Source organism: Actinophytocola sp. (genome assembly GCF_036555685.1).
Classification (GTDB): domain Bacteria; phylum Actinomycetota; class Actinomycetes; order Mycobacteriales; family Pseudonocardiaceae; genus Actinophytocola.
The window spans coordinates 1-16,508 of the sequence record NZ_DATBKY010000273.1 but is presented as its reverse complement, the minus strand read 5'-3'; the positions used below and the strand labels follow the sequence as shown (position 1 = coordinate 16,508).

15 protein-coding genes and 1 pseudogene are annotated in these 16,508 nt (G+C 70.1%); 2 read left to right on the top strand and 14 right to left on the bottom strand.

Translation table 11 applies throughout. The features are described from left to right. Nucleotides 1-11: 11 nt before the first annotated feature. From VH969_RS27825 to VH969_RS27810, 4 genes are all read right to left on the bottom strand, one after another. Nucleotides 12-755, bottom strand: a complete 744-nt coding sequence (locus VH969_RS27825) for an SDR family NAD(P)-dependent oxidoreductase (protein WP_331979506.1) — start codon at nucleotides 753-755, stop codon at nucleotides 12-14. After that, entirely contained in the window at nucleotides 755-1,747 is a 993-nt protein-coding gene (locus VH969_RS27820; RefSeq protein ID WP_331979504.1) for a 3-oxoacyl-ACP synthase III family protein, read from the bottom strand. Before VH969_RS27820 ends, VH969_RS27825 begins: the two co-directional genes overlap by 1 nt. Nucleotides 1,748-2,005: 258 nt before the next feature. Next, entirely contained in the window at nucleotides 2,006-3,598 is a 1,593-nt protein-coding gene (locus VH969_RS27815) for a PucR family transcriptional regulator (protein WP_331979502.1), read from the bottom strand. Nucleotides 3,599-3,987: 389 nt separating this feature from the next. Then, nucleotides 3,988-5,190: a TerC family protein gene (locus VH969_RS27810; protein ID WP_331979589.1), complete on the bottom strand. Its 1,203-nt coding sequence runs from the start codon at nucleotides 5,188-5,190 to the stop codon at nucleotides 3,988-3,990. A gap of 185 nt (nucleotides 5,191-5,375) precedes the next feature. Between VH969_RS27810 and ctaD the strand changes: the two genes are divergently transcribed. Next, nucleotides 5,376-7,145 (top strand): aa3-type cytochrome oxidase subunit I, encoded by a 1,770-nt coding sequence (ctaD, locus tag VH969_RS27805; protein WP_331979500.1) that lies wholly within the window; start codon nucleotides 5,376-5,378, stop codon nucleotides 7,143-7,145. Nucleotides 7,146-7,152: 7 nt separating this feature from the next. On the opposite strand, the gene VH969_RS27800 is transcribed toward ctaD, so the two are convergent. Then, a complete protein-coding gene (locus VH969_RS27800; protein WP_331979498.1) occupies nucleotides 7,153-7,791 on the bottom strand; it encodes an NADPH-dependent F420 reductase in 639 nt (212 codons plus the stop codon). 146 nt (nucleotides 7,792-7,937) lie between these two features. Between VH969_RS27800 and VH969_RS27795 the strand changes: the two are divergent. Beyond that, nucleotides 7,938-8,836 (top strand): annotated as a pseudogene (locus VH969_RS27795) (Vgb family protein). A gap of 54 nt (nucleotides 8,837-8,890) precedes the next feature. On the opposite strand, the gene VH969_RS27790 reads toward VH969_RS27795, so the two are convergent. The 9 genes from VH969_RS27790 to VH969_RS27750 all read right to left on the bottom strand — a co-directional run. After that, the gene (locus tag VH969_RS27790; RefSeq protein ID WP_331979496.1) at nucleotides 8,891-9,760 is read right to left on the bottom strand and encodes a hypothetical protein; all 870 of its coding nucleotides are present in this window, start codon (nucleotides 9,758-9,760) and stop codon (nucleotides 8,891-8,893) included. A gap of 184 nt (nucleotides 9,761-9,944) precedes the next feature. Continuing rightward, on the bottom strand, nucleotides 9,945-10,100 hold the full coding sequence (locus VH969_RS27785) for a hypothetical protein (protein WP_331979494.1): 156 nt from the start codon (nucleotides 10,098-10,100) through the stop codon (nucleotides 9,945-9,947). Between the two features lie 199 nt (nucleotides 10,101-10,299). After that, entirely contained in the window at nucleotides 10,300-10,917 is a 618-nt protein-coding gene (locus VH969_RS27780) for a V-type ATP synthase subunit D (protein ID WP_331979492.1), read from the bottom strand. Between the two features lie 5 nt (nucleotides 10,918-10,922). Further along, nucleotides 10,923-12,308, bottom strand: coding sequence for a V-type ATP synthase subunit B (locus tag VH969_RS27775; protein ID WP_331979490.1), 1,386 nt, complete (start codon nucleotides 12,306-12,308; stop codon nucleotides 10,923-10,925). Further along, nucleotides 12,305-14,062 carry a V-type ATP synthase subunit A gene (locus VH969_RS27770; RefSeq protein ID WP_331979488.1) on the bottom strand — a complete coding sequence of 586 codons (1,758 nt, stop codon included), beginning with the start codon at nucleotides 14,060-14,062 and terminating at the stop codon, nucleotides 12,305-12,307. The genes VH969_RS27775 and VH969_RS27770 overlap by 4 nt, the downstream gene beginning before the upstream one ends. Next, on the bottom strand, nucleotides 14,059-14,586 hold the full coding sequence (locus tag VH969_RS27765; protein ID WP_331979486.1) for a hypothetical protein: 528 nt from the start codon (nucleotides 14,584-14,586) through the stop codon (nucleotides 14,059-14,061). Before VH969_RS27765 ends, VH969_RS27770 begins: the two co-directional genes overlap by 4 nt. Then, nucleotides 14,583-14,834 carry a V-type ATP synthase subunit F gene (locus VH969_RS27760; RefSeq protein ID WP_331979484.1) on the bottom strand — a complete coding sequence of 84 codons (252 nt, stop codon included), beginning with the start codon at nucleotides 14,832-14,834 and terminating at the stop codon, nucleotides 14,583-14,585. The genes VH969_RS27765 and VH969_RS27760 overlap by 4 nt, the downstream gene beginning before the upstream one ends. Nucleotide 14,835: 1 nt before the next feature. Beyond that, the gene (locus tag VH969_RS27755) at nucleotides 14,836-15,255 is read right to left on the bottom strand and encodes an ATP synthase subunit C (RefSeq protein WP_331979482.1); all 420 of its coding nucleotides are present in this window, start codon (nucleotides 15,253-15,255) and stop codon (nucleotides 14,836-14,838) included. Then, nucleotides 15,255-16,508 (bottom strand): V-type ATPase 116kDa subunit family protein (locus tag VH969_RS27750; RefSeq protein ID WP_331979480.1); only part of this gene is annotated, 1,254 nt, incomplete at its 5' end. The genes VH969_RS27755 and VH969_RS27750, both read right to left, overlap by 1 nt.

Genomic DNA, 16,508 nt, shown 5'->3' with positions numbered 1-16,508 from the left:
GTCCTTCGTGGTCAGTCGAGGCCGTACCCGCCGTCGACGGCAAGGGTGTGCCCGGTGATGTAGCTGGCTGCTTCTCCGGCGAGGAACAACACGGTGTCGACCACCTCGTGCACGTCGCCGAGGCGGGACGCGGGGGTGCGTACGAGTACCTGTTCCCGGTAGCGCTCGTTCTGGTCGACGACCGCACCCATCCCGACGTTGAGGAAGCCGGGCGCGACCGCGTTGACCGTGATCGAGTCGGCCGCCCAGTCGACGGCCAGTGCCTTGGCGAGTCCTTCGACGCCCGCCTTCGAGACGGCGTAGGCACTGACCCCGTGGCGCGGCGTGCGTGCCATGCACGACGAGACCAACACGAGCCGCGCCGAACGCGACCGGGCAAGGTAGGGGTGGGCCGCGCGGGCGGTCAGATACGCGCCGGTGAGGTTGACATCGATCACCTTGCGCCACACGTCTACGGGCAGGTTCTGCGCCCGCTTGTTGCCCAGCGTCACCCCGGCGTTGGCCACGACGGCGTCGATCCCCTCGAACCGGGCCGCGATCCGCTCGAACGCGTCGGACACCGCGTCGGCGTCGGTGACGTCGCACGACACCGCGACCGTATGGGTCGGCAGCGCCGCGGCGAGGTCGGCGAGCGCGGTGCCGTCCCGGGCGAGCAGCCCCAGCTGCGCACCCTGCTTAGCGAAGCACTCGGCGAGCGCGCGCCCGAACCCGCGGCTCGCACCGGTGATGACGACAGTTCGACCCGTAAAGTCCATCACACACATCCATTCCAGCGCAGGACGTGGCCACCCCAGGTGAACCCGCCGCCGAATGCCACCAACAGGACGATGTCCCCGGCGGCCAGCCGATCGGCCCGCGCGGCGTCGTCCAGGCAGATGGGAACGGACGCCGCGCCGGTGTTGCCGGTGGTGCCGACGGTCATGTGCATCACGTCGGAGCCGATCCCCAGCTTGTCGGACCACTCCCGCATCATCACGCCGTTCGCCTGGTGCGGTACGACGAGATCGACGTCGTCCATCGTGACGCCGGCCGATTTCAGTACGTCGTCGATCAGACCCGAGATGGCCGCTCCGGTGACCGTGCGAACCTCGCGGCCACGCATCTTGAAGAAGTGATCACCGTGCTCGACGGTGTCCGCACTCGCCGGCTTTCTACTGCCACCACCCGGGATCTGGACGAGGTCGGCGAGCGACCCGTCCGCGCCGAGCACGCCGCCGAGTATCCCGGCCGTCCCGGCACTGCGGCCGAGCACGACCGCACCCGCTCCGTCGCCGAAAAGGCAGGCGGTGCGCCGGTCGGTGTAGTCGAGGATCCGCGAGTACGTGTCCACACCGATGACGAGCGCCGCCTCGTACTGAGGATTCGCGGCCAGCATCGCGTCGGCGACGGACAGGGCGTAGACGAAACCGGTGCACACGGCGCCCACGTCGAACGCGGCGGCACCCGTCGCACCGAGATTGCGCTGGACGAGGCAGGCGGTCGCGGGCAGCGGCTGATCCGGCGTCGAGGTCGCGAGGACGATGAGATCAACGTCGGCGGCGTCCACACAGGCCGCGTCGAGCGCGCGCTGCGCTGCTTCGGTCGCCAGGTCGGAGGACGCCTCGTGCGGAGCCGCGACCCGACGTTCGCGGATCAGCGTCTTGTCGAAGATCCAACCCGCGTCGACGCCGAGCCGAACATCGAGCTCTTCGCTGGTCAACACCTCTTTCGGGAGGTATGACCCGGTCCCCAGGATCGTGGTGTTCATCGAGTGACAAAGCCTTTCGCGTCGCAAGTCGCCTTCGCGAAACCCGTGAAGAACACCGAGAAACGCTAGAACCGCCCGGCCTCCGGCCGGACCCTCTGGCCGACACCCCATATCCAATTCCCGACGTCGCGCGCACGTTCGGCAGAGCGGCGAGCTACGACAGCGGCCGGCGCCGCCAACGGCGCAGCTGCTGGAGTCCCGCTCGCCGCATCCGGCCGAACCTGGCCACGATTGTCCGTAGTGGACAATCACGGCCGTTCACCGCTTGTCTGGAATAGACAGTGGTTGGCCGGTCTCGGAAACCGGTTGGTCGTGGAGGGCGGCGAGCTCGATGGTCATGGCGACGCGCTTGCTGCCGTCGCGGAGGTCGAGTGCGGTGAGCTCGCCCATCTTGCGGAGCCGGTAGCGGATGGTGTTCTCGTGGACGCCGAGCAACTGGCCCGCTTCCGCGGAGTCGCCTTGGGCCCGCAACCACGCGCGCAGTGTCGGGATGTACTGCGTGGCGTGCTCGAGGTCGTGGCGGCGCAGCTCGGCCACCGGCCCGCGCGCCGGAGCACGTCCTGATCGTGCGGCGGTGCGGAGCCTCTGCAGCAGGATGTCATCCCACGACTCCTCGTAGACCGGTGGCCGGCTGCCCGCGCCCCGGGTTTCGTGGAGTGCCAGGCACTCGTCGGCTTCCTGCCGCGCGGCGGGCAGCTCTTCGGAAGCGGCCGGTGCGCTGATACCCGCCGAGAGCATGAGATGCGCCGGCAGCGCGGCCCGCAACGAGGCGACCCAGGCGCCGGCGGTGGGGGCGTCGTCGCCTGGCAGCACCGTGTAGACGGTGTTGCCGGCCAGCGCGCTACGACCGGGACGCGACCACCCGAACCCGGTCGTCGCCCGGTCGAAGGTGAGCAACAGCGCCGCGTGCCGCTCCTGCTCGGCGGTGTGGGCGCGGACGGCGATGACCCGCATCCGCCCCTGCGCCAGACCCAGCCTGCTCACCACGGTGGCGGCGTCCGCCGTCCCTTCCAGCAGCCGCATGACCAGGTCGGTCTCGACCTGGCGTTCGAGGTCGGCACTGGCCCGGGAGCGCAGCAGGTGCAGTGCCACCGTTCGCGCGCCGTCGGTCAGTGCGCGGCGCCGCGTGCCGTCGAGGGGTTCGCGGCAGGCCACCCACACCGAACCGAGCAGTTCCCGGCCCGCCCGGACGGCCACCACCATGCGCCCGGTGAGGCCGTGGTCGGGGTCTTCGGCCACGAACAGCGGATCGTCCGAGGATGCCAGGTGCTTCGTCACCCCTCGGTCGGCGAACAACGCCCGCAACGGTTCCGGAGCCTCCCGGCCGAGGATGGTCTCCGCGCGTGCCCGATCGGCGTGCTGCTGCAGGCTGGAGTAGGCCAGCACCCGCGCGAGCCGATCCTCGATGGTCACCGCACCGCCGATCGCCTCGGCGAGGCTGTCGGCCAGCGCGAACAGGTCGGTCGGGCCCCGGCCGGACTCGGTTTCCCGGCCCTCGAGCACGAGGCCGTACACGACGGCCGCCACCTCGCTCCAGGCCACCGCGGGGTCGACGACCAGCACCGCGACCGGCGCGTCCTGCCCGGCCGAGCCCGGTGTGCTCGCTGGACCTGCCGAATCGGCGTCGTCCCGCACGAGGACGACCGCGGCATGTGCGGCCGACGCCCAGCCAACCGCCTCCTGGACCGTGTCCGCGCCGACGGCGAGCAGCACGTCCCCCACCACCGTGCGCCCGCCGGCCTGCTCGGGCAGCACCACGCTGCGCAGCTCGGTCGACCGCGGCACCGGGCACCGGGACAGCCGCAGCCCGTACCCGCCGAGCACGTTGACCAGCCGATCCAACCTGACCATGCCCACTCCCACACCGGGCTCCGACCGTCCAGCCTAGCCCCGCGGGCTGTCGAGAGCCGACATCATCCGGCCTCGTGTTTGTTCCCACCCGACAACGGGTGGTGGCATCGTTCGCGCCATCCTGGGCATCGAGGCCGTCCAGGCCATCGCGGACGGCAGGAACCAAGTCCGGCACCACGAGCACGTGAAGCCCGAAATGCCGGGACCGAGCCATCTCCCGATCCGTGCGCGGCGGCGCCCACCAAAACCCGACTCGCACGGACCCCCAGCCGTCAGGGCGGCCCGGGCCCAGGCCGCCCTGACGGCGACTATCGAGCGAACCCCCGGGGTCTGCTCAACACCTCACCACTCGGCGTGGCTGTGACCGGAGGGCGGCCCGGCGGCCATCGTCAGGTCCCGGGGCGGCCCGTGGCGCCTGCCAGGCCGCGCGCGTGTTCCGCGTGTGCCCGGCGCAGCAGGGCCATCAGCTGCTCCTCTTCCCGGATACGTGCCCGGTACTTCTCCGGCAGCTTCTTGAGCGTCGCCTCCTCGGCGAGCAACATGGCGAAGACCTCCTCGCGCCGGCCGGGGTCCGCCTCGATGTCGAGGTACTCGGCCGCGTGCCGGCGGGATGCACAGATCGCGTTCTGCGCCCGGCCCCACGGGCTCGCCAGCGAGGCCGCGATGGTGACGAGCAAGACCGCGAAGATCACGCTCAGGGAGAGTCCCGTGCTGATCTCGACCACGTCGACCGGCTGGCCGCCGTTGATGAACGGCACGTTGTTCTCGTGCAGAGCGTGCAGGATGAGCTTCGCGCCGATGAACGCCAGGATCGCGGCCAGTCCGAAGGTCAGGTAGATCAGCCGGTTCAGCAGGCCGTCGATGAGGAAGTACAGCTGGCGCAGGCCCAGCAACGAGAACACGGTCGCGGTGAACACCAGGTAGACGTTCTGGGTCAGCCCGAAGATCGCCGGGATGGAGTCCAGCGCGAACATCAGGTCGGTGCCACCGATCGCGACCATGACGAGCAGCATCGGCGTCATGACACGCCTGCCGTGTTCGACGGTGAACAGCTTGTCGCCGTCGTAGGTGTCGGTCGTGTGGAGCAGCTTGCGGGCGATGCGGATCATGATGTTGTCCGCCGAGTGGCTGTCCTCCCCCGCCGGCTTGAGCAGGTTGCCGGCGGTGATCAGCAGGAGCAGCCCGAACAGGTAGAACACCCAGGCGAACAGGTTGATCAGGGCCGCGCCCAGCAGGATGAAACCGGTGCGCGCCACCAGCGAGAACACGATGCCGAACAGCAACACCTTCTGCTGGTCCGCGCGGGGCACCTGGAAGCTGGACATGATGATCAGGAAGACGAACAGGTTGTCCACCGACAGCGCCTTCTCCGTCACGTAGCCGGCGAAGTACTCGGTCCCCATCTGGGTGCCGCCGAAGACCAGCACGCCGGCGCCGAACACGATCGCGATCCCCACGTACACGGCGGACCACAGTCCCGCTTCACGCAGCGTAGGAACATGTGCCTTCCGTACGTGCACCAGGAAGTCGAACGCCAGCAGCCCCACGATCCCGACAATCGTGCACCACCACACGACCTGAGGCACGTCCATCACGGGCCCTCGCCTTCTCCACCGCAAGGTGTCCGACCAGACGAACACGCCGGACCGGCCCGTGCAACTCGCGCGATACGGGCGCGCATGGGCACACCGCGGCGGGGTACTGCGGTTGCTGCCGGTCGGTTCGAGGTGAACCATGAAGATGCGCGCCGCCGGCTGTTCAAGGGCGGGAGTTGGACATGACCGCAGTGAAACCCACCCCGGTTCGCATACACCCCGGTGCCTACCAACGAGGCCCGAGAGGCTCGGCACTGCTGGCGTGGATTCGGACGACCGATCCGAAGCAGATCGGCGTGCTCTACCTCGTCACGTCGTTCGCCTTCTTCATGGCCGGCGGCGTGATGGCCATGCTGATGCGCGCGGAGCTCGCCCGCCCGGGTCTGCAGTTCCTCTCGCAGGAGCAGTACAACCAGCTGTTCACCATGCACGGCACGATCATGCTGCTGCTGTACGCGACACCGATCCTGTTCGGCTTTGCGAACTTCGTCCTGCCCCTGCAGATCGGCTCGCCGGACGTGGCGTTCCCCCGACTGAACGCGCTTTCCTACTGGCTGTTCCTCTTCGGCGGCCTCATCGTGATGTCGAGCTTCGTCACACCGGCGGGCGCCCCGGACTTCGGCTGGACCGCGTACACGCCGCTGTCCGACGCGACGCACGCCCCCGGCGTCGCGGGAAACCTGTGGATCGTCGGGCTCGTGCTGGCCGGGCTCGGCACGATCCTCGGCGGCGTCAACATGCTCACCACCGTCGTCTGCCTGCGGGCCCCCGGGATGACGATGTTCCGGATGCCGATCTTCACCTGGAACATCCTCATCACCACCATCCTCGTGCTGATCGCCTTCCCCATCCTCACCGCGGCACTGCTGGCGCTGCTCGCCGACCGGGTGATCGGCGCGCACGTGTTCGACCCCGCCAACGGCGGCGCGATCCTCTGGCAGCACCTGTTCTGGTTCTTCGGCCACCCCGAGGTCTACATCGTCGCGCTGCCGTTCTTCGGCATCATCACCGAGGTCATCCCCGTGTTCAGCCGCAAGCCCCTGTTCGGCTACCGCGGCATGGTGTACGCGACGCTCGCCATCGCCTCGCTGTCGGTCGTCGTCTGGGCACACCACATGTTCGCCACCGGCGCGGTGCTGCTGCCGTTCTTCTCCATGGCCACGTTCCTGATCGCCGTACCCACCGGCATCAAGTTCTTCAACTGGACCGGCACCATGTGGCGCGGGCAGCTGACCTTCGAGACCCCGATGCTGTTCTCGATCGGGTTCCTGATCACCTTCCTGCTCGGCGGCCTCACCGGCGTGCTGCTCGCCTCACCGCCCATCGACTTCCACGTCACCGACACCTACTTCGTCGTCGCCCACTTCCACTACGTCCTGTTCGGCACCATCGTGTTCGCCACCTACGCCGGCATCTACTTCTGGTTCCCCAAGATCACCGGCCGCTACCTCAACGAACCGCTGGGCAAACTGCACTTCTGGACCACATTCCTCGGCTTCCACGTCACGTTCCTCGTCCAGCACTGGCTCGGCAACGAAGGCATGCCCCGCCGCTACGCCGACTACCTGCCCACCGACGGGTTCACCACGCTGAACACGATCTCCACCATCGGGTCGTTCATCCTCGGCGCGTCGGTGCTCCCCTTCGTCTGGAATGTCTTCCGCAGCTACCGCTACGGCGAGCCCGCCACCATGGACGACCCGTGGGGCTACGGAAACTCCCTCGAATGGGCAACGAGCAGCCCGCCACCCCGGCACAACTTCACCGAGCTGCCCCGCATCCGCTCCGAACGCCCCGCGTTCGACCTCCACTACCCACACATGCTCGAGCGAACACGCGCCGAGAAGTACGTCGGCCCGCTCGGCGGCCACGCCGACGAGACTCCACCCGCACCGTCGGAGAAGCTGACCGGCGCGATCAACCCATCCGGGAGCACGGATCAGTCGGGCTGATCGCCCCTCAGCCGGTGGGGCCGACGAGCTTCCAGCCGCTCCGCCACGCCCACCCGTTGCGGGCGTTCAACGCGATGTTCAGGAACGCCATGTGCTCCAGCGCCCTGGCGGCCGCGAGGTCACCGGCGTCGACCGGCCGGTAACCGGCCGCGGACAGGAACTGCGCCACCACAGCCTTGGCCGCGTCGTCATCGCCGGCGAAGAACCCGTCCAGCTGCGTGCCGTCGACGACCGGGTCGGCCTGGTTCGCGGCGAACACCGTGTTGAACGCCTTGACCACGAAAGCACCTGGCAGGGCCTCCTGCACCGCTTCCGCCCCGGATCGATCGGTCACCGCCAGTCCGGAACCGTCGGCCGCCAGCGGGTTCGTCGCATCGATCACCGGCTTACCGGCCAGCCCGTCCGCCACCTCGTCCGCCACCGCCGCGACCGCGTGGTAGGGAACCGCGAGCACCACCAGATCCGCGTCGCGAACGGCATCGGCGTTCGAACTCCCTGCCGTGGCTGCGAGCTCGTCGGCGACCGCCCTGGTCCGGTCCGGATCGGTCGAGGTGATCACCACCTCATGACCCGCGCGTGTCGCGGCACGCGCGATCGCCTTGCCGACGTTGCCCGCACCGATGATCGCCATCTTCACGGAACTCACCACCGCTCCAGGGGTAACCGAGCTGACTCGGCACAACGCTAGCCCGGCCGGCCGCGACGTGCCGCCCGACGGTGCCGCGCAACCGGCTATTCGCTTGCCCCTTCCTCGTAGGCTTCTGTGAAGATCGTCAGCACGAGGGGGCGGGTATGGCGGAAGAGCTGATTTCGGTTGCCGAGTACGCGGTCGGCGGGCCGGAGTCCGGACCGTACGGGATCACCGCCGGGCCCGGCGACGCGGTGTGGTTCACCGAGGTGCATGCGGGCCGGATCGGGCGAATGACGCCCACGGGCGAGCACCGTTCCTACCAGCTTGACCCGCCGTCGGGCCGGCCCTCGCTCCTGGCGGTCGGCGCGGACGGCGCGGTGTGGTTCACCGAGTCGCAGGGGCATCGGATCGGCCGCGTCACCGTTGCCGGCCAGCTCACGAACTTCGATGTTCCCACCCCCGACGCGGGACCGTTCGGAATCACGGCGGGACCGGACGGCGCGGTGTGGTTCACCGAGATGAACACCGACAAAGTCGGCCGCATCACCGTCGACGGAACGGTCGCCGAGTTCGACCTCCCGGCGGCGGGCTGCTTTCCCTCGATGATCACCGAGGGGCCGGACGGCGCGCTGTGGTTCACGATGAACCAGGCCGACGCCATCGGCCGGATCACCACCGGCGGGATCGTCACCACGCATCCGCTGCCCACAGTCGCCGCGGGCCCGGTCGGCATTGCGCGCGGCGGCGACGGTGCGTTGTGGTTCACCGAGATCCGCGCCGGCCAGATCGGTCGCATCACGGTCGACGGCCGGATCACCGAGTTCCCCTTGCCCGACCGCACCGCCCGCCCGCACGCCATCACCGCCGGTCCGAACGGATCGTGCTGGTTCACCGAATGGGGCTCCGGTCGGATCGGCCGGATCGGCCCCAACGGAGACATCCAGACCCACGCCCTGCCCACGCCGAATCGGAGCCGCACGGCATCGCCCTCGGCCCGGACGGTGCACTGTGGGTCGCCCTCGAGATCGGATCGATCGCCCGCCTGACACCGGTTGACTGATCGGGCGGTGTCGACACGCAGCCGCTGCCGGCGCCCCGCCGGGATCAGTCCCGCTCAGAGTCGCGTCGCGTCCGGGTTGAGCTCGGCCGAGTAGTAGTGCTTCCTCTTGACCCACTTGAAGCCCTCGTGCTTCGTGATGCCCGCGACCTCGATCGGTCCGCCGACGGTAGTGGCGCCTTCCGGCAGGAACCTGGTGTAGCGGCAGGTGAGGTCGACGAAGAACTCGGCGAGATCCAGGGCGTCCTTGAACGGCATCGGCTCCTGGATCAACGGCGCGGCCAGCCGGTCGCGGATTGTCTTCGTCGCGCGTCCAGCCTGTTCGTGCGATATGCCCAGGGCGTCGACGAGGACGCTCGTGATTTGCGGATCGACACCGTGTACGAGGCGTGCGACTGCCGCGGGCTGGCCGCCGACGAAGAATCCGCATTCCGCGCCCGGCCACATCTGCACGGGCGAAGGACAGCCGCTACTGTCCATCTCGATTTTGTACGCTTCGGCATGTGGTCCGCCGGTCGAGTAACCGGCGACCGCGAGACCGACGCCGGGAACCTGCGTGTTGTCGCCGAAGACCGCGGAGTACTTCGTTTGGTAGATGAACTCGCGCACCCGATCGGCGACATCGGCGACCGCGTATTCCGACGGATCGACTTTCCAGTCCGCGCCATCGGGACCTGCGCGCTCACCCGTGAGCATCTGCCGCAAATCCTTGAACAGCGTTGAAATGGACTCCGGGCCGATGGAGCCGGCGCCCCAGGTCATGACGCCGAGTGGCAGCCCCTTCATCAGGTTCGCGATCTTGTCGACGTTGTAGTAGACGTTCGCGACCGACATGGCGCCGTCCGGCTGCACCTGAGCAAGGGTTGACGCGCTGTCGGACGCCAGGACCACACCCTCGTGCACCTTCAGTGAAACGGCTATGGTCATCGATCTCACCTCATGTCGACAGCTACACGAGGTGGATCGACCTGGCGATTTCCATCGTTACGGACGGTGATGGCTAGCAGTCGCGGTGATCGATTCGGCCGGACGAGCGCGCCCATGCAGGTGCGCTCGTCCGGCCGCTGGTCGATAAAGGTCGTCAGGTCCGTGCCAACGCTGGGCGGGACCCTCAGTACCAGTGCGCCCGGCCGCCGACGCGACGGCCGGTACCGCCCAGGATCGCCAGGATCGCACCGACCACGAGAAGCACGATCCCGATCGTCCACAGTATGGAGATCTTGGCGAGGAAACCGATGACGAGTAGCACGACTCCAAGAATGATCATGAGAACCTCCTTGAGCGCGTGTTGACCAGCCATGTCACTACGGCGGATCACTGGAATGACGCAGGTGTGATTCCCGACGCCGGCCGTCCTCAAACGTAGACATGTCGCGACTGGCCACTCAGTTGCCTGGCACCAAAGCGATCGTCGCGCTTCGCACTACTCGGACGGCGCATCCGCGGAACCGCATCTACCGTCCAGCTCAATGACGGGCATCGGCGCGGGCGGCCCATCGGCGCCGGACCGCCTCTGCTCGTTCCTGTTCCTCAAGCGCCAGTTCCACGTCGTCGAGTGCGCGGCGCAGCCGGGGGATCCAGTGCCTGCGCAGTGCCCGCTGCCGCTGCCGGGTGGTGATCACTTCCGCGTCGACGATCTCTGCGGCGGCGTTGGTGGCGGCGTGACGCGCGGCCGCTTCGAGTGCGAGCCGGTACGCCTTCCGCGCCCGCAGCAGCGCCGCGTTTCCGACGATCAGGTCGTCTGCGTGCTCGTCAGGTGGTACGACGTCGACCTGGTCCGGATAGTGCACACCCATGATCGCGGTCCAGTGGACGTGAACCTCCGCGAGCTCACCCGGCTGGGCGAGCCGGAAGGCCCGCCGGCCGCCGGCGACACCCGCGCGCAGACCCCATGTGTCCGCCTCAGTGGCGCGTGCCGCCCACAGCTGCTCGGTCCGCTCGAGCCGCGCGCGCAAGCGATCAAGCTCGGCGCGGAGCAGGCGCAGCTTCTGCTCGAGAAGCGCGACACCGCGCTCGGCGACCGCCAGCCGGTGACGTAGCCACAGACGTCCGGCACGTCCCGGTGGCACGCGCAGGTCCGGCATGGCGATCACCGGGCCCCGTGCTCGTCGAGCAGTTCGGCCGGCAGCATGAGCAGCTCCGTGCGGGGCAACCGATGCAGTACCCGCCAGGCGCGATCCAGCGTCTCGTCGAGAGATCGCAGCTCGCCGCGGCGCTGGCCGGCGAACTCGGCGCCGAACGCGTCGTCGAAGTCGAGGTACCGGCGATCGGTATCGGTGAGGGCGGCGGCGCCGATCATGTCGGCCAGCTCGCGCACCTGCCGGGCGCGGGCAAGCGCCGCGACGAGTTGGTTGGCGACCGGCAGGTGATCGACTCGGGTGCGGCCGGGGCCTGCCCCGTTGCGCATCAGCCGCGACAACGACGACAGCGGATCCACCGGCGGGTAGACACCGCGCCGGTGCGGGTCAGCGGCGAGCACCACCTGTCCTTCGGTGATGTAGCCGGTCAGGTCGGGCACCGGATGCCCGATGTCGCCACCGGGCATGGTCAGCACCGGCAGAACGGTCACCGACCCGGCCCTGTCGCGCACGCGTCCACAACGCTCGTACAACGAGGCGAGGTCGCTGTACAGATAGCCGGGATACGCCCGCCGGGCAGGGATCTCGTCGCGGGCGGCGGACACCTCACGCAGGGCCTCGGCGTAGCTCGTCATGTCGGTCATCACCACGAGTACGTGGCGCCCGCCGTACGGCTCGGGACTGAACGCGAGGTCCTCCGCGACCGTCAGCGCGACGCGTGGCGTGAGGATGCGCTCGATCACCGGGTCGTCGGCGGTGTTCAGTAACAGCACGAGCTCGCCCGCCGCGGACCGTTCCTCCAGCGCGTCCCGCACGAATGCGGCGTCCGGGTGGGTCAGACCCATGCCGGCGAACACGACGCTGAACGGCTCGCCGGCCGCGGTCGCCTGCGCCGCGATCTGTGCGGCGAGCTCGAGGTGCGGCAGTCCCGGCAGCGAGAACACCGGCAGTTTCTGCCCGCGCACCAACGTGGTCAGCGCGTCGATCACCGACACACCGGTCAGCACGGGCTCGGCTGGTGGCTCGCGCCAGGTCGGGTTGAGCGGATTCCCGGACACCTGGGCGGTGGTGTCGGTGAGCACTGGTGGGCCGCCGTCGGCGGGCTCCCCCCGGCCGTTGCACACCCGGCCCAGCCAGGCGGGTCCGACCGGAATCCGCAGCGGCCGCCCCTCGAACTCCACCTCCGTGCCGGCGGCGTCCATGCCGGCCACCCCCTCGAGCACCTGCACGACGGCCAGGTCCCCGTCGACCTCGAGCACGAGCCCGTGCCGACGGCGGCCCGAAGCCACGCGGATCCGCACGAACTCGTCCCAGCCGACCCCAGACACGCCCCCGACCACGACCAACGGGCCGCGCAGCTCGCGCACATCGGTGTAGGTCAAGCCGGGACCGTTCATCGCCGCTCCCCTTCCAGCGTGGCGAGCAGGGCGAGCATGTCGTCCCGGTGCGTGCGCACGCCGTCCACGTCGTGTGGTCCGGCCTGTTCGCGAGCGCGTATCAACGGCCCGAAATCGAGCCGTTCGATCTCCCCCGGCGGCGTGCCCGCGGCGGTAGCGCGCTCGCATCCGTCGACCACGTCGAGCACGGCGTCGATGAGTGCGGCACCCTTCTCTGGCGAGCAGAATGCGTCCGATGTGGACAGGGCGCTTTGCTGCAACACCGCCTCCCGTAACAGCCGGCCGCCGAGTACGGTCATCCGTTCGTGGCTCGGCAGCGCGGTGACGCCCACCAGCTCGGCCAGCGCGGCCAGCCGATCGGCCGCGGCGAGCAGGCCGACCATCCGGCCGCGCCGGACGGGCCAGTCCGGGTCGGCGCCGTCGGCGTCGCCGTGCCGGAAGTGTGCGGTGAGCGCCTCGGCGTCCCGCGAGAACGACGCCGACCAGGAGACCGCCGGGTAGTGGCGGGCGTAGGCAAGGTCGCGGTCCAGCGTCCACCGGCACCGCACGAACCGCTCGGTGTGCGCGGTGACCGGCTCGGTCAGGTCACCGCCTGGCGGCGAGACGGCACCGATGATCGTCACCGAGCCGGTGCCGCCGCCGAGTGTGGTGACTACCCCCGCGCGTTCGTAGAACGCCGCCAGCGCCGAGGCCAGACCGGCCGGGTAGCCCTCCTCGGCGGGCAGCTCTCCGCTCCGCGACGAGAACTCGCGCAGCGCCTCCGCCCAGCGGGATGTCGAGTCGGCCATCACCACGCAGTGGTAGCCCATGTCGCGGTAGTACTCGGCTACGGTTACTCCCGTATAGATGCTCGCTTCGCGAGCCATCATCGGCATGTTCGAGGTGTTCGCGATGACCACCGTACGGTCCGCGAGCCGCCCACCGGTGTGCGGATCGGTCAGCTCGAAAAGCTCGCCGACGATCTCCGCCAGCTCGTTGCCGCGCTCTCCGCAGCCGACGTAGACGATGACATCGGCATCACACCACTTGGCGATCTGTTGCAGGAGAACGGTTTTCCCGGTGCCGAAGCCACCGGGCACGGCTGCGGTACTCCCCCGCGCGATGGGGAACAGCAGGTCCAGCACGCGCTGTCCGGTGTGCAGTGGTTCGGCCGTCTCGATCCGCGCCGAGGCGGGTCGCGGACGGCGCACCGGCCAGCTGGTGGTCATGGCGACGGGTACGCCGGCGACGGTCGCGACGTGGTCGTCCGCACGGTAGCGGCCGGCGGCCACGATCTCGTCGACGACACCCCCGACACCCGGCGGCGCGAGAAGCCGGTGTGCCAGCGGACCCGTGCCGGTCACGACCCCGAGAACCGCGCCGGATTTGACGCGCTCGCCTGCGGAGACCGACGGCTCGAAAGGCCACAGGCGCGCAGTGCCTTTGGCTGGTCGACCGGCGGTCCCGGCGGCGAGCCACGTCGGCGCATCGGACAGCGGCCGCAGCAGGCCGTCGAACACCCCGCCGAGCAGGCCGGGACCGAGGTTCGCGGACAGCGGATGACCGCAGGGCACGGCCGCGTCGCCGGGCGCGAGGCCGCCGGTGTATTCGTAGGCCTGCACGGTAACCGAGCCGTCCCGGATCGCGACGATCTCACTGGGGAGCTCGTCTGTGCCCAGCAGCACCACGTCGGACATGGCCACGTCGCCCGCGTGGACGATCTCCACCAGCGGGCCGGCGACCCTGGTGATCTCCCCGCGCGGAGTGCTCGTCATACCGTCCACAGCCCAGAAACGTCGGCGCCCAGACGAGCCACCGCCCGAGCGGCGAAGCCGGTGAGCGAGTAGTCCAGCCGGTGCCCCCGGCGCGCGGCAAGGATGCCGCCACCTGGTGCTTCGGTGACAACCGTGTCCTCGCCGAGCACACGACGGGCAGCGTCCGCGAGGTGGTCCCGAAGGTCCTCGTAGCCGGGTTCCTGGCGCAGCCGGCAGACGGCCTCGGTTACGCGCTCGGACAGCTCGTCGTACACGGCGCGCTGGGCCGCCAGCTCATCGGCGCGCAGACCGCGACGGACCCGGGCGAGCCGGGCGGACCGCAGTTCCGCCGCCTCGTCCTCGCCGCGCGCTTCAGCCTCCGCAAGGATCTCGGCGGCCCGCTCACGCGCGGTGGCAAGCGTCTCGGCCGCGGTCGCCGCGGCGTCCTCACGGGTGCGGTCGGCATCGGTGCGGGCCCGGCGCAGCAGCTCGGCACGCAGCGGCCTGAGCGCCTCGGCCGGCTGGGGTTGGACGAGCGGCGTCATTGCGGCAACACCACCGTCAGGCGTCCCCGCGTACCGCTCGGTCTCGTGCTGTCGGTGAGCGCCTTCGCCGCGGTCGGTGTCAGAACCACGACCGCTACGTCGTCGCCGAGCGTGTCCCATGCCGAGCGGACGGCCTCGGCGTCCGGGCACTCGCGCACGATCGCCCCGGCGAGCGAGTACCCGTACACCCGTTCCGGTTCGCCGATCACGGCGATCCGTTTCGCCTCTCTTCTCGTCTCGCTGCCCATGTCAGGCCTTCCCGATGAGGATCACCGACACGACGAGACCGTAGATCGCGATGCCTTCCGCCAGGCCCACGATGACCATGGCCCGGCCGAAGAGCTCCGGCCGTTCGCTGAGCGCCGCGAGTGCCGCCGCGCCGGTGTAGGCCACCGCGATCGCCGCACCGATCGACGAGCCGGCGACCGAGATCGCCGCGCCGATCAGCGCGGCCCAGCCGCCGGACGCGGACGCCCCCTGTGCGGCGGTGGCGGCCGCCTGCGCCGGGCCCGCGGACATCGCGACGACGAGCAGCGCGAGGGCGGCCAGCACCAGGCCCGCGTTCACGCCGAGGAAGACACGCAACGCCAGGCGGCCGCGCCGGCGCAGCAACCAGCCCGCCGCAGCGCAGCCGGCGACGAGCACGGGCAGGGCGAGCAACCAGATCATCAGGACACCTCCATCGGCACGTGCCACGGCTGGAACGGCCGGCCCTCGATCTCGAACACCCGCGAGAACAGCTCGTAGAACTCCAGCCGCAGCGCCTGGATCCCGGCGACGAGCGCCTCCAGCGCGAACGCGACGGCGTTGCCGGCCAGGAAGGTCAGCACGCCGAACAGCACGCCGAGCGGACCACCCGCCACCAGCGCGGTGGTCGCCTGCCACACCAGCCAGCCCAGCGCGGCGTGGGTCATGCCGAACGCCGCCAGCCGGGCGAACGAGATTACGTTGGCGCCGAGCCGCACCACGACGTCGAACAGCTCGACGACCGTCTGCAGCACACCGGCCGCGCCGCCGCCCGACCCCGCGAACAGCCCCACCCCGGTGAGCACCAGCCCCGCGGTGGCGACCGCGACGCCCGACCACGCCAGCAGGTCCACGTCGAGGTACAGGCCGCCGACGACCCCGCCGACACCGAGGAACAGCGCGGCGCCGGCGATCCCCGACGGCGCGTAGAGGGCCAGCCTCGGCCCGCCCTCACGCCACCGGTTGACAATGCCGGTCGCGTAGGCCACCGCCAGCAGGACAGCGCCGAGCCCGATCGCCGCGGCGAACAGGCGCATCGGCTCAGCCAGCGGTTCGAGCCACAGCGGCGGCAGCAGCCCGGTCGGTCCGAAGAACTCCCCGTACAGCACGCCGAAGCCGGATGCGGCGACGCCCGCGCCGAACACCAGCGGTGCGGCCTTGCGTGCGCCGGCGAACCGGCGCGGCCGGCCGGCCCGCAGGAACGCGGCGCCGGCGACGAGCAGCAGGCCGTGCCCGAGGTCGCCGAACATCATCCCGAACATCACGACGTAGGCGATGGCGGCGAGCACCGTCGGATCGAGGTCCCGGTACGGCACCGAACCGTAGGTCTCCACCAGCGGGGTGAACGAGCGGCGCACCGCGCTCCCGGACCGCAACAGCGTCGGCGGATCCACACCGCGCGGGCGGCGCAGCACCGCCACCGCCGAACCCAGCCGGGCCAGCCGCGCCGCGAGCGCGGTGACCGCGGGCGCCGGGCTCCAGCCGGTCAGCGCGGTGATGCTGCCGCGCCGCACGGCACCGGCGGCATAGTGCTCGAGCTCGGCCTCGCCGGCCAGCAGGTCGGCGCGTCCCGCCTGGGCGAGCGCGTCGAGGTCGGGTTCGCTCACCGACAGGATCGTCGCCGCGGGTGCCGGTAGGTGCTGCAGCCTGCGGGCCGCGTCGCCGGGAGGTGTTCC